This is a genomic window from Streptomyces sp. NC-S4, assembly GCF_054353315.1.
In genome coordinates, this window is sequence record NZ_CM135937.1 from 3,223,334 (window position 1) to 3,248,261 (window position 24,928).

Here is a 24,928-nt window from a genome sequence, read left to right on the forward strand (position 1 = left end):
GACCAGCCGTACGGACCGTCCGTACGCGGTACGAACCATGCTGGGGCAGGCCGCCGTTCCCCGCTCCGGCCTGTGGATTACTGCCGGGTTGTGGACAACCTGCTCCCCCCTGCGGCCACCGTGGCGTACTGCTCGCGGACTTCCCGGTAGCGCAGCAGCTCCGCCGCCACCGGTTCCAGCACCCGGGCACGGCCGCACCCGGCCGCGGCCTGCCGCAGCCGGCGCTCCGCGTCCTGCCCGTACCTGCGCGCCGGGCCCCGGGCCGCGATCGAACAGGACCATTCCACGAGCGGCCCGCCGATGATGCCCGCCACCATCAGCAGCACGGGCGGCAGCAGCCTCGGTTCCAGGACCCCGACGATCTGCCCGACCAGCCACAGCCCGCCGAAGATCTGCAGCAGGGTCATGGCCGCCTGGCCCAGCACCGCCGCCGGCCACCACGTGGGCCGCGGCGGTTTGACGCTCGGCACCGCGACCGCCGCCCCGAGGGTCACCGCGATCTCGTCCAGCGCCTCCGGCAGCCGGTCGGCGCCGCGCACCGCGGTCTCCCGGACCGCCTGCGCCCACGGCTCGGGCAGCCCGGACACCGCCTCGTCGGCGACCGCCCGCACCGCCTGCTCCACCCGCTGACGCGCGGTCACCTCCTCTTCGACCGGGGCCTCGGCGACGACCTGGCCGCGCCCGCCGATCGCCGCGAGGGCGGCCAGGCCCACCAGGGTGCGCGGTGCGCGACGGCCCTCGTACCAGCGCCACAGCCGCAGCCACGGCGTCCCGCACGCCTTCCCGGCATTGCGCCGCCAGGCGCGCTCGGCGGCGAGCCCGGCCGCGTACGCGCCGACCGCCTCGGCGAGCCGGTCCTCGAACTCGGCGCGCGCCGCCTCCCCGATCTCCGGCCCGGCGTGCCCGTCGGCCACGTACAGCGGTCGCAGGCGCGCGGCCGCGCGGTCGACGTCGGCGGAGATCCGCCGGGTGGCCGCGCCCTTCTCCTGGGTGAACTGTCCGAGGAGCTCGCGCAGTTCCCCGACGCCCTCCCCGGTGAGCGCGGACAGCCCGAGGACGGTGGCGCCGGGCTCGCCGTGCTCGCCGAGGGCGATGCCGTCGTCGTCGAGGAGCCGGCGCAGGTCGTCCAGGACGAGGTCGGCGGCCTCTCCCGGCAGCCGGTCCACCTGGTTCAGGACGACGAAGGTCACCTCCGCGTGCCCGGCGAGCGGCCTCAGGTACCGCTCGTGCAGCACGGCGTCCGCGTACTTCTCCGGATCCACCACCCACACCACGGCGTCGACCAGCGCCAGCACCCGGTCCACGTGGTCCCGGTGGGCGCCGACCGCCGAGTCCAGGTCGGGCAGGTCGACGAGGACCATCCCGCGCAGCGCCTCCGCCTCCGGGGTCTCGCGGGGCCGGCGCCGCAGCCGTCCCGGGATCTCCAGCCGGTCCAGCAGTCCGGCGGCTCCGTCCGACCAGCTGCACGCGATGGGCGCGGCGGTGGTAGGGCGGCGCAGGCCCATCTCGGAGATCTGCACACCGGCGAGTGAATTGAAGAGAGTGGACTTGCCGCTTCCGGTGGCGCCGGCGATCGCGACGACCGTGTGCTGGGGCGACAGCCCGCGGCGCGCGGCCGCCTCGTCCAGCACCCGCCCGGCCTCGGCGAGGGTCTTTCCGTCGAGCCTGGTCCGGGACAGCCCGACCAGCTGGCGCAGCGCGTCGAGACGCAGCCGCAGGGCCTGTCCCTCGGGGCTGAGCGGGGGCGCGGCCGACTTGCCGCCGTCGCTGCCCGCGCCGGAGACGGCCCGTACGAGGGCCTCGTCGCCCTCGTCGCCCTCGCACCCGTCCTCGTCCGGGTCCCCTGCGACGGCCCGGGGGCGCGAGCGCGCGATGAATCCGTCGTCCCAGCGGTCGTCGGTGCGGTCGGTCAGAGCGGTCACCGCGTCACCTCTCCTTCTGCAGTACGGACAGCGCGGCAATCAGCTCGGCCTGTGGTTCCGGGGTCACTTCGAGCGCCTCGAGCGGTGCGAGCCGGCGGTCGCGTTCGGCGCGCAGCACCTGGTCGAGGTGGTCGCCGACCAGTTCCCCTCCCCGGTCGCGCAGCCGCAGGGCGGCTTGCGCGCCGATCCGTTCGGCGAGCTTCTCCCCCGCGGGCCGGGCCCGTTTGCCGCCGAGGAGGGCGGCGGCGAGGAGGGCGGCCACGCCGTCGGGTTCGGGTGCGGGCTGCCTGTCGCTCTTGGCCAACTCCTCCTCGGCGAGTTCCTCCAGGACCCGCCGCCAGCGGCGTACGGCCATGCCGATGCGCTCGCCCGCCTCCCGGTCGGGCGCGGGCAGCGTGACCGCGCCGGCGGCAGGCTCGCGCCGCCAGGCCGCGGCGATGCGCTCGTCGGCGGCGGCGACGGCGCACTGGAGGAGCGCGGCGAGGGATTCGCAGAGCGAGTCCAGCAGTTCGCCGGCGCTCGTGTCGAGCGGGTAGCCGCGCCACCGGGTCAGGGCGTCCCCGGCCAGCACGGCGCCGTGGTCGAGGCGGCCCCGGACCCGCTTGCCCTCCCGTTTGTACGCGTCCTCGACGGCGGAGGTCAGCCGCACCGCGGCGGCGTGCTGCGCGGCGACTGCGGAGGCGAGCTCCGGCATCCGGCGCCGGAGGGAGTCCAGCGCGCCGAGCGCGGTGCGCCCCACGGCGTACTGGCGGGCGGCCGGGTCCTGCGCGTGGTGGGCGAGCCAGGCGTACAGCGGGGCGACCGCGCTGGCCGGCAACAGCCCGCCCCCGCCGGTGGACTCGGGGAGCTCGGGGACGGTGAACCGCGGTACGTCGCCCAGTCCGGCCTTGGTGAGCAGCGCCCCGTACTGCCGCGAGACCTCGGCGAGCACCTGGTGCGGGACCCGGTCGAGGACGGTGATGAGGGTGGCCCGGTACTGCTTGGCGGTGCGCAGCAGGTGCCAGGGGACCGCGTCGGCGTACCGCGAAGCGGTGGTGACCATCACCCAGACGTCGGCGGCGCAGATGAGCTGGGCGGCGAGGGTCCGGTTCTCGACGACGAGGGAGTCGATGTCGGGGGCGTCGAGGATGGCGAGCCCGCGCGGCAGGCTGGAAACGGTCTCGATCCGCATCTCGCGGGTCGCGTGGGTGTCGGCCGGTCCGCGGTCGCGGGCCCGGGGTCTGGCGGCGGGGGGCACCTCCTCTTCCCCGTGCGGGACCCAGACCCGCATCAGGTCGGGCAGCACGCGCATGCCGGCGAACCAGTGGTGGTCGTCCGGATGGCAGACGAGCACCGGTGTGCGCGTGGTCGGGCGCAGCACCCCGGCTTCGCTGACCTGGCGGCCGACGAGGGAGTTGACGAGGGTGGACTTACCGGCCCCGGTGGACCCGCCGACGACGGCGAGCATCGGCGCCTCGGGCGCTTTCAGCCGGGGTACGAGGTAGTCGTCGAGCTGCGCGAGCAGCTCGGCTCTGGTCTGGCGGGCGCGCGGGGCGCCGGGCAGGGGCAGCGGCAGACGCACGGACGCGACCCGGTCGCGCAGGGCGGACAGGGCATCGAGCAGCTGAGGCCGAACATCCAAGGTCACCACATGCGAAGAATGCCCAATTTGGGACCATTTTTGAAGCTTATACGTCCTCTGCGCGCCGACCGCGACTCCAGTGGGACATTCTGGGCACGACGGACGAGTGGGGCGCAGGCATAACGAGTGCACAACACCAGGGGCGCCGCGGCGCAAAAGCGATGCGAGAATCGCACCTGCCTGCGATTATCGGGACCGCTTCACCGAACCTCCACATCGTGGCTCGCGAGTGAAGCAACCGGGACAAGGCGACCGGAGCCCTATCCTTGACCCGGCACGGACCTCAGCCCACCCCAACCGGGGGCTCCAGGCCCACCAAGGCCGCCTTCCGGCCCCCGTAGCTCAGTGGATAGAGCAGGTGCCTTCTAAGCACTTGGCCGCAGGTTCGAGTCCTGCCGGGGGCACCATTTCCGCACCACCCGAAGCCCTCCCTCCGCGGAGGGCTTCCGTGCAGGTCGGGGCGGCCCGGGAGGGGCGGGCGGGTGCCCGCAACGCCACGCCGTCGGGGACCACTTGGGACGCCGGCCCCATCCTCGCCCTACGGTCGCGCCAGGGAGGAGCGCATCGCCGCCATGAGTGCCTCGCGGCGTTCCCGGAAGGCGCGCCGCGCCAGGGCGCACTCGGGATCCTCCCGGGTGTGGCCGGCGACGACCGCGTCCCGGTAGAGGAGCAGGCCGTGGGCGGCCTCCCTCGCCAGCCGGGCCACCTCCGCGGTGGCCAGCAGCTCCAGCTGGTACTGCTTCGCGTGGACGCCGTGCTCCAGGATGCCGGCGCGGGCGAGCCTGGAGCGTTCGTCCCCGGGCAGATGGCCCGAGCTGCTGGCATCGCTTATGACGTCGCGGGCTCCCGTGAGGGCCTCCAGGAACTGCGCCGAGACGGTGCGCAGCGTTTCCCGGTCGCGCTCGCCCGTGTCCCTGCGCCACCGCAGGCGGTCCGTGGCGAGCGTGCTGCCCACACCGATGGCCGCGCCCACCACCGTGGCCACGAGGGCTGTCCATTCCATGGGCCGAGAGCGTAGGGCCCGCCCCCGGCATCGGAACAGACCGCGCCCGTGGCCGACGGCCAGGGCTCCGACTCCGCGGTCACGCCGAGGTGTTGGCGGCCCGGCGGCGCCATCGCCTCCTCCGTGGGCGACCTGCTGCGGTGGGCCCGCTTCCGGCTCGGCCCGGGCGACCCCGTACTGCCCGTCGAGGCCCTACGGCGCATGACGGAGCGGACGGTCGGGCTGCGCGCCGGCGCGCTCGGCGACGGCCTCGGCCACGGCCGGTCCGCCGAACTGCTGATCGTGCCCGCGCGGGACTTCGCGGTGGTCTCGCCGACCCACGCCGGCCCGCACGGCCATTGCGCCGGGTGCCGGAGCACCACCTCGGCGCCGCCGAGCGGGACCCCGAGCCGGTCGCGTACGACGCGGTACGCGATCGACGCCATGAACCTCGACGTCGCCGACGACGGCGCCCGCCTCACGTCGGCGACGAGTACGACGAGTGCGACGAGTGCGACGAGTGCGACGAGTGCGACGAGTGCGACGAGTACATCGTCACGGAGGGGGCGGGCTCCCGTCGCGTCCTGGTCTCCGCACCCCGACCGACTTGCGGGAAGGCCGGGGATGCGGTTGCGTCGAAGGAGATGGGTACGTGGTTTCCGTCTCCCCTGGGTTGGGGGTGAGCCATCGTGCTGTTCACCCATCGTGCGGAGGCCGGCGAGCGGCTCGCCGAAGCGCTCCGGCACCTGAGGGGGGAGGATCCCGTCGTACTGGGCCTGCCCCGCGGCGGGGTTCCGGTCGCCTACCGGGTGGCCCGCGCGCTCGGCGCGCCGCTCGATGTGATCGTGGTGCGCAAGCTCGGCGTCCCCTACCACCGCGAGCTGGGCTTCGGCGCCATCGGCGAGGGCGGCGTACGCGTCCTCAGCGAGGACATCGTCCGCGGCAGCCGCCTGGAGCCGCAGGACATCGAGGCGGTCGAGCGCGCCGAGCAGGCGGAGCTGGTCCGGCAGGCCAGGAGGTTCCGCGGGGACCGGCCGCGGGTGCCCCTGGACGGGCGGACCGTGATCGTCGTGGACGACGGGATCGCGACCGGGGCCACCGCCGCCGCCGCGTGCGAGGTCGTACGGGCGCAGGGCGCGGCGCGCGTGGTGCTGGCCGTCCCGGTGGCCCCGCCGGACGCGGTCGCCCGGCTGGGCCCCGCGGCCGACGAGGTGGTGTGCCTGGCCACGCCGCACGCCTTCCGTGCTGTCGGCGAGTGGTACCAGGACTTCTCCCAGACCCCCGACGAGGAGGTCGTCTTCCTGCTGGCGCGGGCGGCGGCCGACCCCGTCACCCGCCCGCCCGTGCGGGCCGCCGAGGTCGAGGTGGACGCCGGCGGCCTCGTCCTGGCCGGTGACCTCGCCCTGCCGGAGGGCGCCGGGGCGGCCGTGGTGTTCGCGCACGGCTCCGGCAGCAGCCGCCACAGCCCGCGCAACCGGTCGGTGGCCGCGGACCTCAACCGGGCGGGCCTCGCCACCCTGCTCCTCGACCTGCTCACGCCCGGCGAGGAGGCCGACCGGGCCAATGTCTTCGACATAGAGACCCTGGCCGGGCGGCTCGCGGACGCCACCGCCTGGCTGCGCCGCCGCGAGCCCCTCCCGACGGGCTGGTTCGGGGCGAGCACCGGGGCCGCGGCGGCGCTGTGGGCGGCCGCGGAGCCGGGCGCCGGGATCGGCGCCGTGGTCTCCCGCGGTGGCCGGCCGGACCTGGCCGGTGCGCCGCGGCTCGCCGCCGTGCGGGCCCCCACGCTGCTGATCGTGGGGGGCCGGGACTCGACGGTGCTCGACCTGAACCGGCGCGCCCAGCGCGAGCTGCGCTGCGAGAACCGCCTGGAGGTCGTACCCGGGGCCACCCACCTCTTCGAGGAGCCGGGGGCCCTGGACGAGGTGGCCGGCCTGGCCCGCGACTGGTTCACCCGCCACCTGGTGCCGCAGTAGAAGGGCCCGGCCGACCGGCGTGCGGTGGCGCGGCAGCGGCGGCCCGCGCGACCATGAGGAGATGGAGCGGGAGCGGGCATCGATACGGGATGTCAGTGCTCCGGGCCGCATCGCGGCGCCCGGTGAGGGCATCGGCCCGGATGAGCTGGCGCTCGCGGCCCGCAACCACGGGCTGCCGCTGGAGGCCCTGCGCTACGAGGTCACACCGCCCGGACTGCACTACGTCCTGGTCCACTACGACATACCCGCCGCCGACCCGGCCGGCTGGTCCCTCACCGTCGGCGGCCGGGTCCGTACCCCGCTGGCCCTGGATCTCGCCGCCCTGCGCGCGTTCCCCGCGGTCACCCACCGCGTCACCATGGAGTGCGCGGGCAACGGCCGGGCCCGTCTGACGCCCCGGCCGGTCAGCCAGCCGTGGCTGGTCGAGGCGGTGGGCACCGCCGACTGGACGGGCGTACCGCTGCGTCTGGTGCTCGCCCGGGCCGGGGTACGGGAGGACGCCGTCGAGGCCGTGTTCACCGGCGCCGACCACGGGGTCGAACGCGGGGTCGAGCAGGACTACCGGCGCAGCCTGCCGGTGGCCGCCGCCACCGGGGACGACCCCGAGGTACTGATCGCCTACGCCATGAACGGCGGGCCCCTGCCCCCGCAGCACGGGTGCCCGCTGCGGCTGGTCGTGCCCGGCTGGTACGGCATGGCGCACGTCAAGTGGCTGCGCGAGATCACCCTCGTCGACACGCCGTTCACCGGATTCCAGCAGGCCGTGGCCTACCGCTACCGGCGGGCCTCCGACGGTCCGGACGCCCCCGGCGAGCCGGTCACCCGGATCGCGCCGCGCGCCCTGATGGTCCCGCCGGGATTCCCCGACTTCATGTCCCGCACCCGTGTCGTGCACCCCGGGCCCGTCCCGCTGCAGGGCCGGGCCTGGTCCGGCCACGGGGCCGTCGACCGGGTGGAGGTGAGCGCCGACGGGGGCCGCTCCTGGATCGGGGCCGAGGTCGCGCCGCCGGGGCCGCACCGGTGGGCGTGGCAAGCCTGGTCGTGCGTCTGGGCGGCCGCGCCGGGCCGCCACACGCTCACCGTCCGCGCCACGGACGCCGAGGGCGGTACACAGCCCCTCGAACAGCCGTGGAACCGGGGCGGCTTCGGCAACAACCTGGTCCAGCACGTCCCGGTCCTGTGCTGCTGAGGGGCGGTCGGCGCACGGGGTGGCGGTGACGGGCCGCCGCCCGCGGGGCCGGGACGGAGAACGTGCGCCCTGTGGTCCCTAGGAAATTCCGAACAGCCGCACCGCTTCGTAGTAGGTCCGGGCAGTGCCGTCGCACGACTTCCTGCGGGGGCCCGAATAGTGTGCGCAGACCCGCTTCATGTCCGCGTGGAACGCCAGGTCCAGCCGTGCCTTGGCGGCCGGAAACAGCCCTGCCGCACGGTGGTTGCGGTAACCGAAGTCGTGGCGGGCGCAGGCGTCCGAGAAGGGGAAGCCGAAGGGGTTGTCGGGGGACGAGGTGCAGTGGTCCGTCGACCAGTCGAAGGCGTACGCGGCCCAGTCCGCCCGGTGCGCGCGGGCCTCGGCCCATGCCTGGTAGCTGGCGGCGCTGGTCTGCGTCCAGCGGCTCAGCACCTGCGGCTTGTCGGCCGGGACCTGCGGCGCCGCCCAGGCCGCCGGGGCGAGGGCGAGCACGGCGGTGGCGGCGGCGGTGGCGAGAGCGAGGACGAAGGACGGGGCGAAAGCGGGGACGAGGCGGCGACGGCGCATGGGGTTCCTCGGTGCCGGGGCGGACGGGTCACCTCCGGCCAACTCCCCCGGACACCTCGCGGTTACTGCGCGTCGGCGCAACCGGACCCGACACCCTCCCAGGTATGAGCCCGTATGGGACTTGCGGCGCAGTCCCGGTTCGTCCTGAGGAGGGACGCGCGGCGGGGGCCGCCCGCCGAGACTGGAAGCATGAACCGCCGCCCGCTCGTCGTCGCCGCAGCCACCGTGGGAGTCCTCGCCACCGCCGCCTTCGCGCTGCCCAATCTGCCGCCCAATCCCGTGACCGACACGATCGACAGCAAGGTGTACAAGGAGAAGGGCAAGCGCTTCGCGAGCGCCGCCGATGCCCCCAAGCGCGAGAAGGCGCCGTTCGCCCTGCCGTCCTGGATACCCAAGGACGCCACCGACGTTCGCATACGGGTGCGCACGAGCGGCGAGGCCCGGCTGATCCGGTTCACCCTCGGCGCGACCCCGCTGGACGGCCCCCAGTGCGGCGCGGGCACGCCGAAGCCGGTGGACACCCCGGACCTGCACGCCAGGTGGTGGCCGGGCAGCATGCGGGACGGTGTGCGGTCCGAGTGCCGGGGTCCCCACCAGTACCAGGTCGCGGTGCGCGGCAAGCGGGTCTACGCCTGGACGGACGGCACCCCGTCCCCGGGCTACCCGGGCCCCGCGGGGCCCCGAAACGGCACCGCATCCGCGCCCCGGACCCACGGCTGACCGCCTCCGTGCGCGGGGGCGGGCGGGCCGGTCCGCTCAGTCGCGGGCCAGCGCCGCGGCGGTGGCCCGGGCGAAGCCGTCCGGGTTGTCGAGCATGATGTTGTGCCCGCAGTCGGGGACGGACACCACGGACACGCCCGCGGCCCGGAGGGCTTCGGCGCCCTGGAGCGGGCCGTCGGCCTCGGGCAGCAGGTAGGTGGCCGGGATGTTCGACTCCAGCAGCAGCTCGCGCATGGTGGGCGTGGTCCCGGCGGCCAGGTGGACGGCCGAGCGGTACAGGGCGGTTCGGCCGGCCAGCCGCATCGTGGACCACCAATGCGCACCGACCCGGTCCCGCACCTCGGCCCAGCCCCCGGCCAGGAACTCCTCCTCGGTGTAGGAGGCGATGCCGCTGCTGCCCGGCGCGGCGGGGACGGGCTGCTGCGGATCCAGGTTGGCGTCGACGAGCACCAGCCGGGACACGAGGTGGGGATGCCGGTCCGCGAGCACGATGGCCACCGCCCCGCCCATGCTGTGGGCGATCAGCTCGGCGCCCTCCACGCCGGCCTCGGTGAGGGCGGCCGCCAGCGCGTCGGCATGCGCTTCGAGGGTGTAGGCGAACCCCTCGGGCCGGTCGCTGTGACCGTGGCCCAGCAGATCGACCAGCAGCGAACGCCGCCCGGCCAGCAGCGGATGGGTGGCGCTCGCCGCGAAGTAGGCGGGCGAGGTGGCCCCGAGCCCGTGCACGTACACCCGGGCCGGTTCCTCTCCCGCCAGTTCGACCCAGCGGATCCGGTCGCCCTCGGGCGTGACCACGGCGTTCTTCACGTTGCTCCCCCTCAAGTCGTCTACAGCCGCAACAGGCTAAGGGCTGTCCCGGACGCGGGGGCGCCGCGGCCGCCACGCCGTGCCGCGCATGGGCTGACCATCCGTCATGTGCGCACTATCGTGGCCGCCATGGACATCCGCCGGGCCTCCACCCCAGCCGAGCTCGCCGCCGCCGAGTCCCTCTTCGACGGGCCTGCCCGCACCGAGTGGTCCGAGCGTTTCCTCGCCGCCCCGGGGCACCTGATGCTCATCGCCTACGTCGACGGCGTGCCCGCCGGGATGGTCTCCGGCATCGAGATGAGCCACCCCGACAAGGGCACCGAGATGTGCCTGTACGAGCTGTCCGTCGACGAGGGGTACCGCCGTCGCGGCATCGGCCGTGACCTGACCCTGGCTCTCGCCGAGGAGGCGAAGGCGCGCGGCTGCTACGGCATGTGGGTGGGGGTCGACACCGACAACGAGGCCGCTCTGGCCACCTACGACGCGGCCGGCGCCCGCGACGAGGGTGTCTTCTCGATGCGCGGCTGGCCCCTCACCCCGTAGGCCGTCCCTTTCGGATCTTGCCGGGACGCCCCGCCCGTACGCCGCCCCGCCGGGCTCCCCCGACTCCAGGAGCGATCGGCCACCGGGCCGGGGCCGGGGCGGGGCCCGGCCACCGGCCCGGATCCACCCGCGCGGCGGCGTGTCGTGCGTCCACCCGGAGCACCCTCCGCGCGCCCGCGCCGCCGCTCGCAGAGCATCGGCCGCATGACCGCAACCGCATTCGGCGCGCTCCTCCCCACCGCCGCCCTGCTCGCCGCCACCGTCACCGGCGCCCCTCCGGATCCCGGCCCTGAGGGCACTTCCCCCTACGTCGTCGTCCTCGAGGACACCACCTCCCGCGCCTCGACCCGCGCGCTGGCCGCCGAGGCCGTGAACGCCGGCGGTGAGGTCGGAGCCGTCTACGAGGCCGCCCTGAACGGCTTCGCCGTCCGCACCACGGCCGCCCGGGCCGCCGCCCTGGCCGCCGACCCGCGGGTGGCCTCGGTGGAGCCGGACGCGGAGTTCCACACCACCGGCACCCCGGACGCCGCCGACACCCCCGAACCGCGCAAGGGGCCGCAGAATCCGGCGCCCTGGTCCCTGGACCGCATCGACCAGCGCGAACTCCCGCTCGACGGCTCGTACACGTACCCCAGCAGGGCCGAGGGCGTCACCGTCTACGTCGTCGACACCGGCATCAACACGGGCCACGTGGAATTCGGCGGCCGCGCGCGCAACGGCTACAACGCGGTCTTCCTCGGCAGCTCCCGCGACTGCAACGGCCACGGCACGCACGTCGCGGCGACCGTGGGCGGGGAGACGTACGGGGTGGCCAAGGGGGTCTCGCTCGTGGGGGTGAAGGTGGCCGACTGCCGTGGTGACGCCAGGCTGTCGGCGATCCTCAAGGGTCTCGACTGGGTGGTGAAGGACGCCGCCAAAGCCCCCGCCACCCCGGCCGTGGCCAACATGAGCATCGGCGGCAGCCGCAGCCGCGCCCTCGAAACGGCCGTGGTCCGGGCCGTGGCCACCGGGATCACCGTGACCGCGGCCGCCGGGAACGAAGGCGAGGACGCCTGCGGCGGATCCCCGGCCTCCGTCCCGCAGGCCGTCACGGTCGGCGCGACCAACGCCACCGACCGGCGGGCGCGGTTCTCCAACCACGGCCCCTGCGTGGACCTCTGGGCTCCGGGCGTGGACATCACCTCGGCCTGGAAGGACTCCGCCACCGCCACGGCCCGCGCCTCCGGTACCTCGATGGCCGCCCCGCACGCGGCCGGGGTCGCCGCGCTGATCCTGGCGCGCGGTACGGCGCGCACCCCGGCTCAGGTGTCCGAGGAGCTGCTGCACAGCGCCGTGTCCGACCGGATCGCCGGACTCCCGGCCGGCACCGCGAACCGGCTGCTCCACACCCCCACCCGGCGCTAGCCCGACCCGCCTCCCTCTCACCCCGACCGGTCGGTATCCGATGGGCCATCAGACCTTCCCTGATGGCCCATCAATTTGTGTGTGCTTCGGGGCAAAGCAAGTCATTGACTTCTCATCACGGCGACGCGTCAATATCGGCCACCGCACCGGCTCGGCCTCCCCCACACAGCGGGTGGGGGGAGGGGTTCGTCATGACGAAGGAGTCGCGACCCTGTGAGTACGAGAACGCATCGACGAAGAGTGCTGGCCGGGGCGGCCGCCCTGTCCCTGGCCCTGACGGGCACGGTGGTGGGTCTGGCGGGCTCCGCGCAGGCCGCGACGAAGACCACGGCCGTCTTCGAGAACTGCGACGCCCCGGCGCCGCAGCCCGACGGCTCGGGCAACCAGAACTGGACGGTCACCCTGCCCGACGGCGCCAAGGCCGGTGACGTCGTGCCGATCACGATCGACCCGGGCGCGAGCCCGCTGATCCCCGGGTTCTCCGTCACCACGGTGAACACCTCCAAGATCACCCTCAAGGTCGGCGCCACCACCCAGGTGGTCACCAGCCCGCCGGAGACCGTCTCGGTCATCGCCGGGCAGCCGCTCGACCCCAAGCCGTTCTCCGGAACGATCAAGATTCCGGACGGCAGCGAGGGCACCACGGTCCAGGTCGCCCTGGACCTGGCGGTGACCGACGCGGACCTCTCCGGTTCGGTGTTCACCACCACCTGTACCCCGGCGCCGCGGCCCAGCGCCTCGCTCGGCTCGGTCGCGGTCGAGGCCCTGCCCAAGGACCCGGTCACCACGAAGCTGACGCCCAACAGCGGCCCGGCGGGCACCGCCGTCGCCGTGACCGGCGCCAACTTCCCGGCCGGCGCCGTCACCTGCTCCGCCCTGCTCGCGGGCGCGGCAACCGGTGACACCGGTGCGGGCACGGCCGACGCCTCCGGCGCGGCCACCTGCAACATCACGGTGACCAAGAAGGCCGACGCGATCAGGATCGACGGTTCGGTCACCCCGTACAAGGCGTTCGTGTTCCTGGAGGAGCAGGCCGGGGTGAAGAACCCGGTCGACGTCGAGGTCCTGCCCGGCCCGCTGGCCCTCGGCCCGAAGGCCGGCCAGCCGGCCGTCAGCTTCGGCGCGGTCACCATCAACGGCAAGGCCCAGTCGGTGGTCGGCGTCTTCAACGCCGCGACCGTCCAGGACTTCCGCGGCGGTTCGCTGGGCTGGGACGTGACGGCGACGCGTACGCCGTTCCTGAACCAGGCCACCGGCCACTCGATGGCCAAGGCGCAGATCGGCATCCAGCCGTCCTGCACCGTGACCAACCCGGACAGCCCGAGCACCTGCACCGCGGGCACGCCCGGCGCGATCTCCGACGTCCCGATGAAGGTGGCCTCCCAGGCCGCCGGCGGGGACGAGCTGACCGGTGGTGAGTTCGCCGTCGGCGGCGCCGGGATGATCCAGCTCCCGCCCTTCATGTTCGCGGACACCTACCAGACGGTCGTGACCTTCTCGATCAGCTGACCCGTACGGCCGCTCTGCCCAGGGTGGTGCGGCGCTCCGGCGCCGCACCACCCCTTTCCCCTTTCCGTGCCCCCTGGAGACCGCCCATGCGCACCCGCACCCGCACCCTCCTGTACGGTCTGCTCCTCGGCCTGCTGCTCGGCGGCGCGGGCCTGTGGCCGGCCACCGCGGCGAGCGCCGCGGACAACGGCACGTGGGGGGTGTTCCCGACGCCCGCGGCCGGTGCGGCGATGACCGACCGCGCGTACTTCTTCCACCAGGGCGCGGCCGGGAGCACGCTGAACGACAGCGTGACGATCGTGAACTCCTCCGACAAGGAGCTGAAGTTCCAGGTGTTCGCCACCGACGCCGTGAACACCCCGGCGGGCGGCGCCTTCGCGCTGCTGCCGGTGGAGACGAAGCCGAAGGACCTCGGCGCGTGGGTCGCGCTGGCGCCGGAGGCCGCGAGCACCGTCACCGTGCCCGCCAAGGGCCGCAAGGACATCCCGTTCACCGTGCGGGTCCCGGCGGACGCGACGCCCGGTGACCACGTCGGCGGGATCGTCGCCCTGGGCACCGCCGTGGAGGGCGTGCAGCAGGAGGGCAAGGTCCAGGTCGGGGTGAAGCGTTCGGTGGGCGCCCGGCTGTACTTCCGGGTGCCGGGGCCGGTCACGGCGGGGCTGAGCGTGGAGGACGTCCGGGTCAGCCGCTCGGCGCCGCTGCTGCCCTGGGTGCGCGATGCCCGCGCCACGGTCTCGTACGCGCTGGTCAACCGGGGCAACGTGGTCGTCGAGCCCACGGTGGCGGTGTCCGCCGAGGGGCTGTTCGGGCGCGAGCTGCTGGCCCGGCCCGCCCGCGAGCTGAAGCTGTCCCTGCTGCCCGGGCAGCGGATCGAGCTGACCGAACCGTGGCCGGACGCCCCCCAGTCCGACTGGGTGACCGTGAAGGTCACGGCGGGCGCGACCGCCCACCCCGACCTGGTGTCGGTGTCCGGGACCGACTTCGTCGCCGTGCCCTGGCCGGCCGTGGGACTGCTCCTGGTGGCGGCGGGCGCCGGCGTCACGGTGTGGGTGCTGCGCCGTCGTCGCCGCGCGGTGGGCGAGCAGCCGCAGTCCGTACCGGACCTGGCCCGAACCCACTGACGGCACGGCCCCGGCGGCGTCGGCACCCCTTGGCGCCGGCCGCCTTCCGTGGTGGCGCACAGCCCCTCGATCAGGGCGGCGAGGTCGTCGGGGCGGATGCCGAGCACGGTCGCGCAGTCGGCCTGGAGTTCGGGGCTCGGCTCCACCTTGCCCCAGTCCACGGGCGTCATCTCCGGCGGCAGGGGCAGGGACGCGATGACGAACAGGTCCTCGGGGTGCAGCCGGAGAACGGGGGCGAGCCGGTGCAGCAGGGACGGCTTCGGCGCCGCGCCGTCGAGCACGGCCCGTATCTCGTCCTCCGGGACGGCGGCCAGGCGGGACGGGTCGTCGGCGCTCAGCTCGCGGTGCCGCGCGAGCCGGGTCAACAGCACGTCGAAGTCGGGGAGTTCCGCCACACCGTCAGCGCAAGGGGGCGGTTACCGCAGCGGCCCCCGGCCGGGGGAAGGTGGCCGGGGGCTGCTGGGACTGCTGGAGGCGGGGCGGGTCAGTGGTTGCGGGGGAAGCCCAGGTCCACGCCGACGTGGCCCTCGGAGGGGTCCGGCCAGCGGGTCGTGACGACCTTGCCGCGGGTGTAGAAGTGGATGCCGTCGTTGCCGTAGATGTGGTGGTCGCCGAAGAGCGAGTCCTTCCAGCCACCGAAGGAGTGGTAGCCCACCGGCACCGGGATCGGGACGTTGACGCCGACCATGCCGGCCTCGATCTCCAGCTGGAAGCGGCGGGCGGCGCCGCCGTCGCGGGTGAAGATCGCGGTGCCGTTGCCGAACGGCGAGGCGTTGATGAGGGCCACGCCCTCCTCGTAGGTCTCGGCGCGCAGCACGCACAGGACGGGCCCGAAGATCTCGTCGCGGTAGGCGTCGGAGTCGGTCTTCACGCGGTCCAGCAGGGACAGGCCGATCCAGTGGCCGTTCTCGTTGCCCTCAACCGTGAAGCCCGTGCCGTCGAGGACGACCTCCGCGCCCTGGTCGGCCGCGCCCTTGACGTAGGAGGCGACCTTGTCGCGGTGGGCCGCGGTGATCAGCGGGCCCATCTCGGAGGTCGGGTCGTTGCCGGGGCCGATCTTGATCTTCTCGGCGCGCTCGCGGATCTTCTCGACGAGCTCGTCGCCGATCGCGCCGACGGCGACGACGGCGGAGATCGCCATGCAGCGCTCACCGGCCGAGCCGTAGGCCGCGGACACGGCCGCGTCGGCGGCGGCGTCCAGGTCGGCGTCCGGCAGCACCAGCATGTGGTTCTTGGCGCCGCCCAGGGCCTGGACGCGCTTGCCGTTGGCCGAGGCGGTGGTGTGGATGTGGCGGGCGATCGGGGTCGAGCCGACGAACGAGACGGCCGCGATACCGGGGTGGGCGAGCAGCGCGTCGACGGCCACCTTGTCGCCGTGGACCACGTTCAGCACACCCGCCGGGAGCCCGGCCTCGGTCGCCAGCTCGGCGAGCTTGTTGGCGGCCGACGGGTCCTTCTCGCTCGGCTTGAGGATGAAGGTGTTTCCGCAGGCCACGGCCAGCGGGAACATCCACATCGGGACCATCGCCGGGAAGTTGAACGGGGTGATGCCGGCGACGACGCCCAGCGGCTGGCGGATCGAGGAGACGTCCACCCGGCTGGAGACGGACGTGGACAGCTCGCCCTTGAGCTGCGTGGTGATGCCGCAGGCCAGCTCGACGATCTCCAGGCCGCGGGCCACCTCGCCCAGCGCGTCCGAGTGGACCTTGCCGTGCTCGGCGGTGATCAGCGCGGCGATCTCGTCGCGGTTGGCGTCGAGCAGGGCGCGGTAGGCGAACAGCACCTTGGTGCGGGCGGCCAGCGAGGACTGGCCCCAGCTGAGGAAGGCCTCCCGGGCGACCTGTACGGCCGCGTCGACCTCGTCGGCCGAGGCGAGCGCGACCTGCGTGGTGACCTCGCCGGTGGCCGGGTCGGTGACCGGGCCGTAGTTGCCCGACGCGCCCTCGACGGTCTTGCCACCGATCCAGTGGTTGACGGTCTTCATTGCCTTGCTCCTTCACAGATGGCGACGTCGCTGCGCGGCTTGCCGGTCGTACTCTTCACGGGCCGTGGCAGCGGCCTTGCGGGTCGCGGTCTCGGCCACAGGAACATCCCACCACGCCTGTGCCGGGGGTGGGCCCGACACAGTGTCGGGCGTTCGGGTCTGTACGTAGACACATGTGGGGCGGGTCGCGCTGCGCGCCGCGGCGAGGGCTTCGCGCAGGTCACGCGTGGTGCGGGCTCGGATCACGGCCATCCCGAGGGAGCCCGCGTTGGCCGCGAGGTCCACCGGAAGGGGGTCCCCCGTGTACCCGGAGCCGGGCGCCCGGAAGCGGTAGTCGGTGGCGAAGCCCTCGCCGCCCACCGCCCCCGACAGGCCGCCGATGGAGGCGTAGCCGTGGTTGTCGAGGATCACCACCTTGATCGGGAGGCCCTCCTGGACGGCCGTGACGATCTCGGTCGGATTCATCAGGTACGTCCCGTCGCCGACCAGGGCCCACACGGGCCGGCCGGGCGCGGCCAGGGCCACGCCGATCGCCGCGGGGATCTCGTAGCCCATGCAGGAGTACCCGTACTCCACGTGGTACTGGTCCTGCGACCGGGCCCGCCACAGCTTGTGCAGGTCGCCGGGGAGGGAGCCGGCCGCGTTGATCAGGATGTCGGTGCCGTCGACGAGGGCGTCGAGCAGCCCGAGCACCTGGGCCTGCGTGGGCGGGGTGTCCTCGTCCGCGTCCGGGACGGCGTAGGCCCGCTCGACGCGGCTCTCCCAGCGCGCCCGCTCCGCCGCGTACACCGCGCCGTACGCCGGGTCCGTGCGGTGGCCGGCGACCGCGACCCTGAGCTCGTCGAGGCCCTCGCGGGCGTCGGCGACCAGGGGCAGGGCGGCGAGTTTGTGGGCGTCGTACGGGTCCAGGTTGAGGCCGAGGAACCGGACGGCGGGGTGCTGGAAGAGGGTCGCGGAGGCGGTGGTGAAGTCGGTCAGCCGGGTCCCGGCGGCGATGACGAGGTCGGCCTCCCGGGCGAGCGCGGCGGCGGTGGAGGTGCCGGTGTGGCCGATCCCGCCCACGTCGGCGGGGTGCCCGTACGGCAGGACGCCCTTGCCCGCCTGGGTGACGGCGACCGGGATCCCCGTGGCCTCGGCGAAGGCGGCCAGTGCCGCACCGGCCTCGCTGTGCCGGATGCCGCCGCCGGCGACGATCAGCGGGCGCGCGGAGCCCCGTACCGCCTCGGCGGCGCGGGCCAGCTCGTGCCGGTCGGGACGGGGGCGGCGCACGCCCCACACCCGCTCGGCGAAGAACTCCTCGGGCCAGTCGTACGCCTGCGCCTGTACGTCCTGCGGCAGCGCGAGGGTCACGGCGCCGGTCTGCACCGGGTCGGTGAGCACCCGCACGGCCTGGAGGGCTGCCGGGATCAGGGCCTCGGGGCGGGTGATCCGGTCGAAGTGGCGGGAGACGGGGCGCAGGGTGTCGTTGACGGAGACATCCCCGGCGTAGGGGACCTCCAGCTGCTGGAGCACGGGGTCGGCGGGCCGGGTGGCGAAGGTGTCTCCGGGCAGCAGGAGCACCGGGATCCGGTTGATGGTGGCGAGGGCGGCGCCGGTGACGAGGTTGGTGGCGCCGGGCCCGATGGAGGTGGTGACGGCGTGCGCGGAGAGGCGTCCGCTCTGGCGGGCGTATCCGACGGCGGCGTGCACCATGGCCTGCTCGTTGCGGCCCTGGAGGAAGGGCATGGCCTCGGGCCCGGTCTCCAGGAGGGCCTGGCCGATGCCCGCCACGTTCCCGTGCCCGAAGATCCCCCAGGTGGCGGCGATCAGCCGGCGGCGGTGTCCGTCGCGCTCGGTGTGCTGGCGGGACAGGAAGCGGACGAGCGCCTGCGCGACGGTGAGCCTCACCGGTGGTCCTCCGTCCGGGAGAAGGGCAGCCGGGGGTCGACGGCCAGGCCGTCCCAGCTGCCGCGGATCCAGCCGTGGTCGGGGTGGTCCCGGATCAGCCACTCGCGGGTCCGGCCGGGTCCGGCCATCACGTTCAGGTAGTACATGTCGTGCCCGGGGGCGGCCATGGACGGCCCGTGCCAGCCGTCGGGGATCAGTACCGCGTCCCCGGTCCGCACCTCGGTGAGGATGTCGGTCTTCCCGGCCGGGGAGGGGGTGACGCGCTGGTAGCCGAGCCCGGGGGTGTCGCCGTGCGGAGCGATCTCGAAGTAGTAGATCTCCTCCAGGCGGGACTCCTCGCCGGGGTGGTGCTCGTCGTGCTTGTGGGGCGGGTACGAGGACCAGTTCCCGCCGGGGGTGAGCACCTCGACGGCGATGAGGCGGTCGGCGGGGAAGGTGTCCGCGGCGGCGAAGTTGTTGACCTGGCGGGAGCACTGGCCGGCGCCGCGGAGTTCCACGGGGACCTCGGCGGCGGGGCCGTACCGGGCGGGGAGCCGGGTCCCGCAGCGGGCCCCGGCGAGGGCGAAGTGCCCGCCGGCGGCCGACCGGATCTCCGCGTCCGCGTCCCGCGGCAGGTAGACGAAGTCGGTGACGCCGCTGAACACTCCGTTCCGTCCGCGCAGTTGGAACACCTCCGGTTCGTCCCCGGGGCTCTGCCCCGGACCCCGCGCCTCAAACGCCGGCGAGGCCGGATCCGGCAGGGCCCGGCAGCGGACCTCGCAGGCGCCCGAGAGCGGCAGCACGATCCACTCGCACTCCCCGCACGCGTGCGCGTACACCTCCCCCGGGGCCAGGTCGAGGACCAGCAGCCTCGTCCACTCCATCCCCCACTCAGACACCACCGGCACGCCCCAGCACCTCCTCCACCTCGGGCGGGAACGGCATCGCGCTCGAACACGCCAGCCGCGAGGCGACGATCGCCCCGGCCGCGTTCGCGTACCGCATCACCCGCTCCAGTTCCCATCCCGCCAGCAGCCCGTGGCACAGCGCCCCGCCGAACGCGTCCCCCGCGCCCAGCCCGTTGACCACCTCCACCGGCACCGGTGCGACCTCCGCAACCGCGCCGTCGCGGTGGACCGCCAGCACGCCCTCCGGACCGCGTTTGACCACCGCCAGTTCCACGCCCGCCGCGAGCAGCGCCCGCGCCGCCGCGTACGGATCCGACGCGCCCGTGGCGATCTCGCACTCCTCCGCGTTCCCCACGGCCACCGTCGCCGACCGCAGCGCCCGCTCGTAGTACGGCCCGGGTTTCTCCCGCCACAGCATGGGCCGCCAGTCCAGGTCGAAGACCGTCGTCCCGGTCCGCGCGCGGGCCTCCAGAGCCGCCAGGGTCGCCGCCCGTGAGGGCTCCTCGCTCAGGCCCGTACCCGTCATCCAGAACACGCGGGCCGCCCGTACCGCCGCCAGGTCCACCTCTTCCTCCGCGATCTCCAGGTCCGGGGCCTTCGGCAGCCGGTAGAAGTACAGCGGGAAGTGGTCCGGCGGGAAGATCTCGCAGAAGGTGACCGGGGTCGGCAGCCCGGCGACCTCGGCGACCCACCGGTCGTCCACCCCGAACCCCCGCAGTTCGGAACGCAGATACCCGCCGAAGGGGTCCGCGCCGGTACGGGTGATCACCGCGACCCGGCGGCCCAGCCGGGCCGCCGCGACGGCCACGTTGGCCGGGGAGCCGCCGAGGAACTTGCCGAAGGTCTCCGCCTCGGCCAGTGGTACGCCCGTCGTCAACGGGTAGAGATCCACCCCGATCCGGCCCATCGTGATCAGGTCGAACGCGAGCGGATCGCCGGTGCCGGTCACAGTCAGTCCTCCCATTGGTCCTCCACCCTAAGGTGGCCGTTATGACGTCCTCCCCGCCCGCGTTGACCCGTATCCGCATCGGCTCGGCTCCGGACTCCTGGGGTGTCTGGTTTCCCGACGACCCCCGGCAGACCCCGTGGGAACGCTTCCTCGACGAGGTCGCCGACGCCGGGTACGAGTGGATCGAACTGGGCCCGTACGGCTATCTGCCCACCGATCCCGCCCGCCTCGCCGAGGAAACGGCCAAGCGCGGGCTGCGCGTCTCGGCCGGAACCGTCTTCACCGGACTCCATCACGGGCCCGCCGTGTGGGAGGACACCTGGGAGCACGTGTCGCGGATCGCGGCGCTCACCCGGGCCATGGGCGCGGCCCATCTCGTCGTCATCCCCTCCTTCTGGCGGGACGACAAGACCGGGGAGGTGCTGGAGGACCGCACCCTGACCGCCGCGCAATGGCGTGAACTGACCACGCAGACCGAACGCCTCGGCCGGGAGGTCCAGGACCGGTACGGGCTGCGGATCGTCGTCCACCCGCACGCCGACACCCACATCGACACCCCTGCCAACGTGGCCCGCTTCCTGGACGCCACCGACCCCGGGCTCGTCTCCCTCTGCCTGGACACGGGGCACTACGCGTACTGCGGCGGGGACAGCGTGCAGGCCGTGGAGACCTTCGGCGAGCGGATCGGCTACCTGCACCTCAAGCAGGTGGATCCGCGGATCCTCGCCGAAGTCGTCGCCGAGGGGCTGCCCTTCGGGCCGGCGGTGGGCCGTGGGGTGATGTGCGAACCGCCCTCGGGGGTGCCCGCGCTGGGACCGGTGCTCGCGGCGGCCCAGCGGCTGGACGTGGACCTGTTCGCCATCGTGGAGCAGGACATGTACCCCTGCCCGCCCGACCGGCCGCTGCCGATCGCCCGGCGCACCCGCGCCTACCTCCGCTCCTGCGGCGCCCGCTGACCCTTCGGAAGGAAGAGGAGTACGACATGAGCACGCTCGGCATCGCCGTCATCGGCACCGGGAAGATGGGCGCCGACCACGTCCGCCGGATCGGGCGGACGGTGGGCGGGGCCCGCGTGGTGGCCGTGGCCGACCCGGACGGGGACCGGGTCAAGGAGGTCGCGGCCACCCTGGACGGGGCGACGGCGCACACCGACCCGGCGGCCGCGATAGCCGCACCCGGGGTCCAGGCCGTGCTGATCGCCTCGCCCGGACCCGCCCACGAGGAGGCGATCCTGCACGCACTGGAGCGGGAGCTGCCGGTGCTCTGCGAGAAGCCGCTGACCCCGGACCCGGCGGGGGCGCTGCGCGTCATGGAGGCCGAACGGCGGCTGGGGCGGCGCCTGGTGCAGGTGGGGTTCATGCGGCGGTACGACGCCGAGTACGTCCGGCTGAAGGAGCTGCTGGACGCGGGCGGCATCGGGCGCCCGCTCTTCCTGCACTGCCGGCACCGCAATGCCTCCTCGCCGTCGTTCTTCACCAGCGACATGCTGATCAGCGACTCGGTGGTGCACGAGGTGGACGCGGCCCGCTGGTTGCTGGGGCAGGAGATCACCGCCGTCAGCGTGCTCTCGCCCCGTCCCACGGCGGCCGCTCCCGAGGGGCTGAGCGATCCCCGGCTGGTGCTGCTGGAGACCTCCGGCGGGGCCGTCGTCGACGTGGAGATCTTCGTCAACTGCGGTTTCGGCTACCAGGTGCAGTGCGAGGCGGTCGGTGAGGCGGGCAGTGCCCGGATCGGCGACGGACACGCGATGGTGGTGCAGTCGGCGGGCCGCTGGGGCGGCGCCATCGACCAGGACTTCACGGTGCGCTTCGCCGATGCATACGACCGCCAGCTGCGCAGCTGGGTGGCGGCGGCCGCGCGCGGCCGGGTGGCGGGGCCCGACGCGTGGGACGGCTACGCGGCGGCCGCCGTCTCCGAGGCGGGCCTCGCGGCGGCGCGCAGCGGTGCACGGGCCGTCGTGGAGCTGACGGAGCGCCCGGCCCTGTACCGCTGAAACCCCGCCAAATCATGACCCGACCCCTGTGGCGCCTTTGTCACAGGGGTCTCCCTTCTGTCACACATGTCCGCATTACGCGGGCCTTCCGTCACAGGAAGTCAACAGCCCCTCCCCTGCGATCACTCAGCGTCGTTCCCCGGGCACAGAACCGAGTGATCGTCAGCGTCCACGCGTCGGCCCCCGACGGCCTCCCGGCCGGCCCCGCGGCGTGGACAAGGAGGTGTCCAGCATGAGCGACCGACAGCTGTGGTCCTACAAGGAGATCGCTGCTCACATCCGGGTCCAGCCGGACACCGTGCGCTCCTATCGCAAACACGGGCTGCTGCCCCCACCCGACCATGTGGAGGGGGGCAAGCCCTACTGGTACGCCGAGACCGTGCGCGCCTGGGTGGCCCGCCGGCCCGGGAACCGGGGGCGCCGCGAGGACTGACTCCCGCGGCGCCGGGTGAGGGGCCCCACCGGGCTCCTCACCCGGCGGCGCACCCCCGCGCCGGCCCCGCACCCGACCCGCACCGACCCCGCGCCCCTCGTCCGGTCCCGAGGGGTGCCGTCTAGGCGCCGGCTCCCACGGGTATCCGGTCCGGCTCCGCCGCCGGGGGCGCGGACTCGCCCTCGCTCAGGCCGAACTTCTCGTGCAGGCGCCGCAGTGGGGCCGGGGCCCACCAGGTGGCCCGTCCGGTCAGCTTCATCACGGCCGGGACCAGGAGGCTGCGGACGACCATGGCGTCCATGAGGACCGCCAGCGCGATCCCGAGCCCCAGCATCTTGGTGTTGGTCACCCGGGAGGTGCCGATGGCCACCATCACCACCGCCAGGATCACGGCCGCCGCGGTGATCAGCCCGCCGGTGCGGGCCAGCCCCGTCCGGACGGCGCTCTCGTGGTCCCCGGTCCGGTCGTACTCCTCCTTGATGCGGGATATGAGGAACACCCCGTAGTCCATGGAGAGCCCGAAGGCGATGCAGAACATCAGCACCGGCAGAGTGGTCTCTATGTCGCCGGTGGCGGTGAAGGAGAGGAGCCCGGAGAGGTTGCCCTCCTGGAACACCCACACCACCGCCCCGAACATCGCGGTCAGGCTGAGGGCGTTGAGCAGCACCGCCTGCAGCGGTATCAGCAGGCTTCCGGTGAGCAGGAACACCAGCAGCAGCGTGGCGAGGACCACCAGGGTCGCCGCCGCGGGCAGCGCACCGGCGATGGCCTTCTGCGCGTCGACGAGGACGGCCGCCTGTCCGGTCACCGAGGTCTTGAAGCCGGCGTCCACGGCGCGGACGTCGTCGACCAGGTCCCGGGCCGTCTGCCCCACCGCCTCGCCCTCGACGGACACCGAGAAGGTGGTGTATTCGCTTCCCGTCGCGGAGGCGATCGGCCCGTCGACCCGGGTCACCCCGGGCAGGGCGGCCAGCCGGTCCCGGTAGGCCGCGAGGCGCTCGGCGCCGGGGGCTCCCTCGGCGAGCACGGTGATACCGCCGCCGGGGCTGCCCGGGAAGCCGTCGCGGATCTGCTCCTGCACCACGTGGGAGGGGGCGTCCTTCGGGAGCTGCCGGTCGTCGACCGTGCCGAACTCGACGCCCGCGAAGGGCAGTCCGAGGAGCAGCAGCCCCACGGTGGTGGCCACGGCGAAGACCGGGGCGCGCCGCATCACGAGAGCTGCCGTCCGCGCCCAGCCCCGGCCCGTCTCCGCGGCCCCGGTCGTGGCCGTCTCCGCCGGGCGCCGCCGCCACAGCCGGCGCAGGTCGAGGGCGTTGACCCGATCACCGAGGAGCACCAGGGCGGCCGGCAGCAGGATCAGCGCGGCCGCCGCCGCGAGCAGCACGACCGCGACCCCGGCGTAGGCGAAGGAGCGCAGGAAGTACATGGGGAAGAAGAGCATCGCCGAGAGCGAGACGGCGACGGTGAGCGCCGAGAAGAGGACGGTGCGCCCCGCCGTGCGCAGGGTGGCCCCGACCGCGGCGACCGGATCGCGTCCGGCGGCGAGTTCCTCGCGGAACCGGCGGACGATGAACAGGGCGTAGTCGATGGCGAGTCCGAGGCCGAGCGCGGTGGTCAGGTTCTGGGCGAAGACGGAGACGTCCGTGAACTCGGTGAGTCCGCGCAGTACCGCGTTGGTGCCGAGGATGGCCACGATGCCGACGCCGAGGGGGAGCACGGCGGCGACCGCGCTGCCGAAGACGAGGACGAGCAGGACGAGGGTGACCGGCAGGGCGATGAGCTCGGCGCGCAGCAGGTCTTCCTGAATGGTCCGGGTGACCTCGCGCTGGACCGCCACGGGGCCGCCGATCGACACCCGCACGGGGCCGTGCTCGCCCTCGAAGCGCGGGGCCATGCGTTCCAGCGCCGCGGTGGCCGCCTTCTCGTCGCCCTGGACGCGGGCGGCTATCAGTGCCTGCCGGCCGTTCTCGGAGCGCAGCGTGGGCAGCGGTGTGCGCCAGTACGAGCCGACGCCGACGACCCCCCGTTCGGCGGCAAGTGCGGTCGCGAGCCGTTCGGCCTCGGCGGCCACCGCGGGGTCGTCGACCCCGGTGGTGCCCGCCGAGGCGTCGACGAGCAGGAGCAGATTGGGCTCGGAGTGCGGGAACTCCCGCTCGAGGGCCCGCGCGGCGTAGGTGGACTGGGCGCCCGGGTCCTCCCAGCCGCCACTTCCCAGCCGGTCGGCGACGCCCCCGCCCGCGACCACGGCCAGGGCCGTGACCAGCAGGGCGAGCAGCAGCGTGAGCCGCGGCCGGGCCGTGGCGAACCGGGTCCACCCCGCGTCCGCCCCGGAGGACGGCGGATTCTTGACTTCGGACATGACTCGGTGTCCCCTTCACCGTGATTGCCAGGACACATAGACTGGCAAACACGAGCAGTCGCTCGCGTTTTTCAA

The 24,928-nt window shown here is 74.1% G+C and carries 20 protein-coding genes and 1 tRNA gene; 11 read left to right on the forward strand and 10 right to left on the reverse strand.

All coding sequences use genetic code 11. The annotated features are described in order from the left end of the window. Positions 1-77: 77 nt before the first annotated feature. Complete coding sequence (locus ACXNSR_RS14095; RefSeq protein WP_458642382.1) at positions 78-1,922, reverse strand: GTPase; 1,845 nt, start codon at positions 1,920-1,922, stop codon at positions 78-80. A 4-nt stretch (positions 1,923-1,926) separates the two neighbouring features. Then, complete coding sequence (locus ACXNSR_RS14100) at positions 1,927-3,543, reverse strand: dynamin family protein (RefSeq protein ID WP_458642383.1); 1,617 nt, start codon at positions 3,541-3,543, stop codon at positions 1,927-1,929. A gap of 331 nt (positions 3,544-3,874) precedes the next feature. Here ACXNSR_RS14100 and ACXNSR_RS14105 point away from each other — a divergent pair. Beyond that, positions 3,875-3,950 (forward strand) — tRNA-Arg (locus ACXNSR_RS14105). A gap of 131 nt (positions 3,951-4,081) precedes the next feature. Here the strand turns inward: ACXNSR_RS14105 and ACXNSR_RS14110 are convergent. Continuing rightward, positions 4,082-4,546, reverse strand: a complete 465-nt coding sequence (locus ACXNSR_RS14110) for a hypothetical protein (RefSeq protein ID WP_458642384.1) — start codon at positions 4,544-4,546, stop codon at positions 4,082-4,084. Positions 4,547-5,214: 668 nt separating this feature from the next. Here ACXNSR_RS14110 and ACXNSR_RS14115 point away from each other — a divergent pair. Further along, positions 5,215-6,501: a phosphoribosyltransferase family protein gene (locus ACXNSR_RS14115; protein WP_458642385.1), complete on the forward strand. Its 1,287-nt coding sequence runs from the start codon at positions 5,215-5,217 to the stop codon at positions 6,499-6,501. Between the two features lie 61 nt (positions 6,502-6,562). Continuing rightward, positions 6,563-7,690 carry a sulfite oxidase gene (locus ACXNSR_RS14120; protein WP_458642386.1) on the forward strand — a complete coding sequence of 376 codons (1,128 nt, stop codon included), beginning with the start codon at positions 6,563-6,565 and terminating at the stop codon, positions 7,688-7,690. A 78-nt stretch (positions 7,691-7,768) separates the two neighbouring features. On the opposite strand, the gene ACXNSR_RS14125 is transcribed toward ACXNSR_RS14120, so the two are convergent. After that, entirely contained in the window at positions 7,769-8,257 is a 489-nt protein-coding gene (locus ACXNSR_RS14125; RefSeq protein WP_458642387.1) for a phospholipase, read from the reverse strand. A 189-nt stretch (positions 8,258-8,446) separates the two neighbouring features. On the opposite strand from ACXNSR_RS14125, the gene ACXNSR_RS14130 reads away from it, so the two are divergent. Then, complete coding sequence (locus ACXNSR_RS14130) at positions 8,447-8,977, forward strand: hypothetical protein (protein WP_458642388.1); 531 nt, start codon at positions 8,447-8,449, stop codon at positions 8,975-8,977. Between the two features lie 36 nt (positions 8,978-9,013). On the opposite strand, the gene ACXNSR_RS14135 is transcribed toward ACXNSR_RS14130, so the two are convergent. Then, a complete protein-coding gene (locus ACXNSR_RS14135; protein WP_458642389.1) occupies positions 9,014-9,784 on the reverse strand; it encodes an alpha/beta fold hydrolase in 771 nt (256 codons plus the stop codon). A 129-nt stretch (positions 9,785-9,913) separates the two neighbouring features. Between ACXNSR_RS14135 and ACXNSR_RS14140 the strand changes: the two genes are divergently transcribed. From ACXNSR_RS14140 to ACXNSR_RS14155, 4 genes are all read left to right on the forward strand, one after another. Next, positions 9,914-10,327 (forward strand): N-acetyltransferase family protein, encoded by a 414-nt coding sequence (locus tag ACXNSR_RS14140; protein ID WP_458643301.1) that lies wholly within the window; start codon positions 9,914-9,916, stop codon positions 10,325-10,327. Positions 10,328-10,531: 204 nt separating this feature from the next. Then, positions 10,532-11,731 carry a S8 family peptidase gene (locus tag ACXNSR_RS14145; protein WP_458642390.1) on the forward strand — a complete coding sequence of 400 codons (1,200 nt, stop codon included), beginning with the start codon at positions 10,532-10,534 and terminating at the stop codon, positions 11,729-11,731. Between the two features lie 213 nt (positions 11,732-11,944). After that, positions 11,945-13,240, forward strand: a complete 1,296-nt coding sequence (locus ACXNSR_RS14150; protein ID WP_458642391.1) for a hypothetical protein — start codon at positions 11,945-11,947, stop codon at positions 13,238-13,240. An 86-nt stretch (positions 13,241-13,326) separates the two neighbouring features. Further along, the gene (locus tag ACXNSR_RS14155) at positions 13,327-14,361 is read left to right on the forward strand and encodes a WxL protein peptidoglycan domain-containing protein (RefSeq protein ID WP_458642392.1); all 1,035 of its coding nucleotides are present in this window, start codon (positions 13,327-13,329) and stop codon (positions 14,359-14,361) included. Between the two features lie 484 nt (positions 14,362-14,845). On the opposite strand, the gene ACXNSR_RS14160 is transcribed toward ACXNSR_RS14155, so the two are convergent. Genes ACXNSR_RS14160 through iolC form a run of 4 tightly spaced genes read right to left on the reverse strand, consistent with a single transcriptional unit; the run spans position 14,846 to position 20,083 of the window. Continuing rightward, positions 14,846-16,345: a CoA-acylating methylmalonate-semialdehyde dehydrogenase gene (locus ACXNSR_RS14160; protein WP_458642393.1), complete on the reverse strand. Its 1,500-nt coding sequence runs from the start codon at positions 16,343-16,345 to the stop codon at positions 14,846-14,848. Positions 16,346-16,357: 12 nt separating this feature from the next. Further along, the gene (gene iolD, locus ACXNSR_RS14165) at positions 16,358-18,232 is read right to left on the reverse strand and encodes a 3D-(3,5/4)-trihydroxycyclohexane-1,2-dione acylhydrolase (decyclizing) (protein ID WP_458642394.1); all 1,875 of its coding nucleotides are present in this window, start codon (positions 18,230-18,232) and stop codon (positions 16,358-16,360) included. Then, positions 18,229-19,095 (reverse strand): 5-deoxy-glucuronate isomerase, encoded by an 867-nt coding sequence (iolB, locus tag ACXNSR_RS14170; RefSeq protein ID WP_458643302.1) that lies wholly within the window; start codon positions 19,093-19,095, stop codon positions 18,229-18,231. Before iolB ends, iolD begins: the two co-directional genes overlap by 4 nt. 7 nt (positions 19,096-19,102) lie before the next feature. Then, positions 19,103-20,083: a 5-dehydro-2-deoxygluconokinase gene (gene iolC, locus ACXNSR_RS14175; protein WP_458642395.1), complete on the reverse strand. Its 981-nt coding sequence runs from the start codon at positions 20,081-20,083 to the stop codon at positions 19,103-19,105. Between the two features lie 26 nt (positions 20,084-20,109). Between iolC and ACXNSR_RS14180 the strand changes: the two genes are divergently transcribed. The 3 genes from ACXNSR_RS14180 to ACXNSR_RS14190 all read left to right on the forward strand — a co-directional run bounded on the left by ACXNSR_RS14180 (position 20,110) and on the right by ACXNSR_RS14190 (position 22,494). Next, a complete protein-coding gene (locus ACXNSR_RS14180) occupies positions 20,110-21,024 on the forward strand; it encodes a sugar phosphate isomerase/epimerase family protein (protein WP_458642396.1) in 915 nt (304 codons plus the stop codon). Positions 21,025-21,050: 26 nt separating this feature from the next. Continuing rightward, positions 21,051-22,061, forward strand: coding sequence for a Gfo/Idh/MocA family protein (locus ACXNSR_RS14185; RefSeq protein ID WP_458642397.1), 1,011 nt, complete (start codon positions 21,051-21,053; stop codon positions 22,059-22,061). Positions 22,062-22,293: 232 nt separating this feature from the next. Then, positions 22,294-22,494 (forward strand): helix-turn-helix transcriptional regulator, encoded by a 201-nt coding sequence (locus ACXNSR_RS14190; RefSeq protein ID WP_030655426.1) that lies wholly within the window; start codon positions 22,294-22,296, stop codon positions 22,492-22,494. A 121-nt stretch (positions 22,495-22,615) separates the two neighbouring features. On the opposite strand, the gene ACXNSR_RS14195 is transcribed toward ACXNSR_RS14190, so the two are convergent. Beyond that, complete coding sequence (locus ACXNSR_RS14195; RefSeq protein WP_458642398.1) at positions 22,616-24,853, reverse strand: MMPL family transporter; 2,238 nt, start codon at positions 24,851-24,853, stop codon at positions 22,616-22,618. Positions 24,854-24,928: the final 75 nt, after the last annotated feature.

What these genes read in the sequence shown, in the direction of transcription:
- ACXNSR_RS14110 (WP_458642384.1), bottom strand. Translation starts at nt 4,546, where the DNA reads ATGGAATGGACAGCCCTCGTGGCCACGGTGGTGGGCGCGGCCATCGGT.
- ACXNSR_RS14120 (WP_458642386.1), top strand. Translation starts at nt 6,563, where the DNA reads ATGGAGCGGGAGCGGGCATCGATACGGGATGTCAGTGCTCCGGGCCGC.
- ACXNSR_RS14125 (WP_458642387.1), bottom strand. Translation starts at nt 8,257, where the DNA reads ATGCGCCGTCGCCGCCTCGTCCCCGCTTTCGCCCCGTCCTTCGTCCTC.
- ACXNSR_RS14130 (WP_458642388.1), top strand. Translation starts at nt 8,447, where the DNA reads ATGAACCGCCGCCCGCTCGTCGTCGCCGCAGCCACCGTGGGAGTCCTC.
- ACXNSR_RS14140 (WP_458643301.1), top strand. Translation starts at nt 9,914, where the DNA reads ATGGACATCCGCCGGGCCTCCACCCCAGCCGAGCTCGCCGCCGCCGAG.
- ACXNSR_RS14145 (WP_458642390.1), top strand. Translation starts at nt 10,532, where the DNA reads ATGACCGCAACCGCATTCGGCGCGCTCCTCCCCACCGCCGCCCTGCTC.
- ACXNSR_RS14155 (WP_458642392.1), top strand. Translation starts at nt 13,327, where the DNA reads ATGCGCACCCGCACCCGCACCCTCCTGTACGGTCTGCTCCTCGGCCTG.
- ACXNSR_RS14160 (WP_458642393.1), bottom strand. Translation starts at nt 16,345, where the DNA reads ATGAAGACCGTCAACCACTGGATCGGTGGCAAGACCGTCGAGGGCGCG.
- iolB (WP_458643302.1), bottom strand. Translation starts at nt 19,095, where the DNA reads ATGGAGTGGACGAGGCTGCTGGTCCTCGACCTGGCCCCGGGGGAGGTG.
- iolC (WP_458642395.1), bottom strand. Translation starts at nt 20,083, where the DNA reads ATGGGAGGACTGACTGTGACCGGCACCGGCGATCCGCTCGCGTTCGAC.
- ACXNSR_RS14180 (WP_458642396.1), top strand. Translation starts at nt 20,110, where the DNA reads ATGACGTCCTCCCCGCCCGCGTTGACCCGTATCCGCATCGGCTCGGCT.
- ACXNSR_RS14185 (WP_458642397.1), top strand. Translation starts at nt 21,051, where the DNA reads ATGAGCACGCTCGGCATCGCCGTCATCGGCACCGGGAAGATGGGCGCC.
- ACXNSR_RS14190 (WP_030655426.1), top strand. Translation starts at nt 22,294, where the DNA reads ATGAGCGACCGACAGCTGTGGTCCTACAAGGAGATCGCTGCTCACATC.
- ACXNSR_RS14195 (WP_458642398.1), bottom strand. Translation starts at nt 24,853, where the DNA reads ATGTCCGAAGTCAAGAATCCGCCGTCCTCCGGGGCGGACGCGGGGTGG.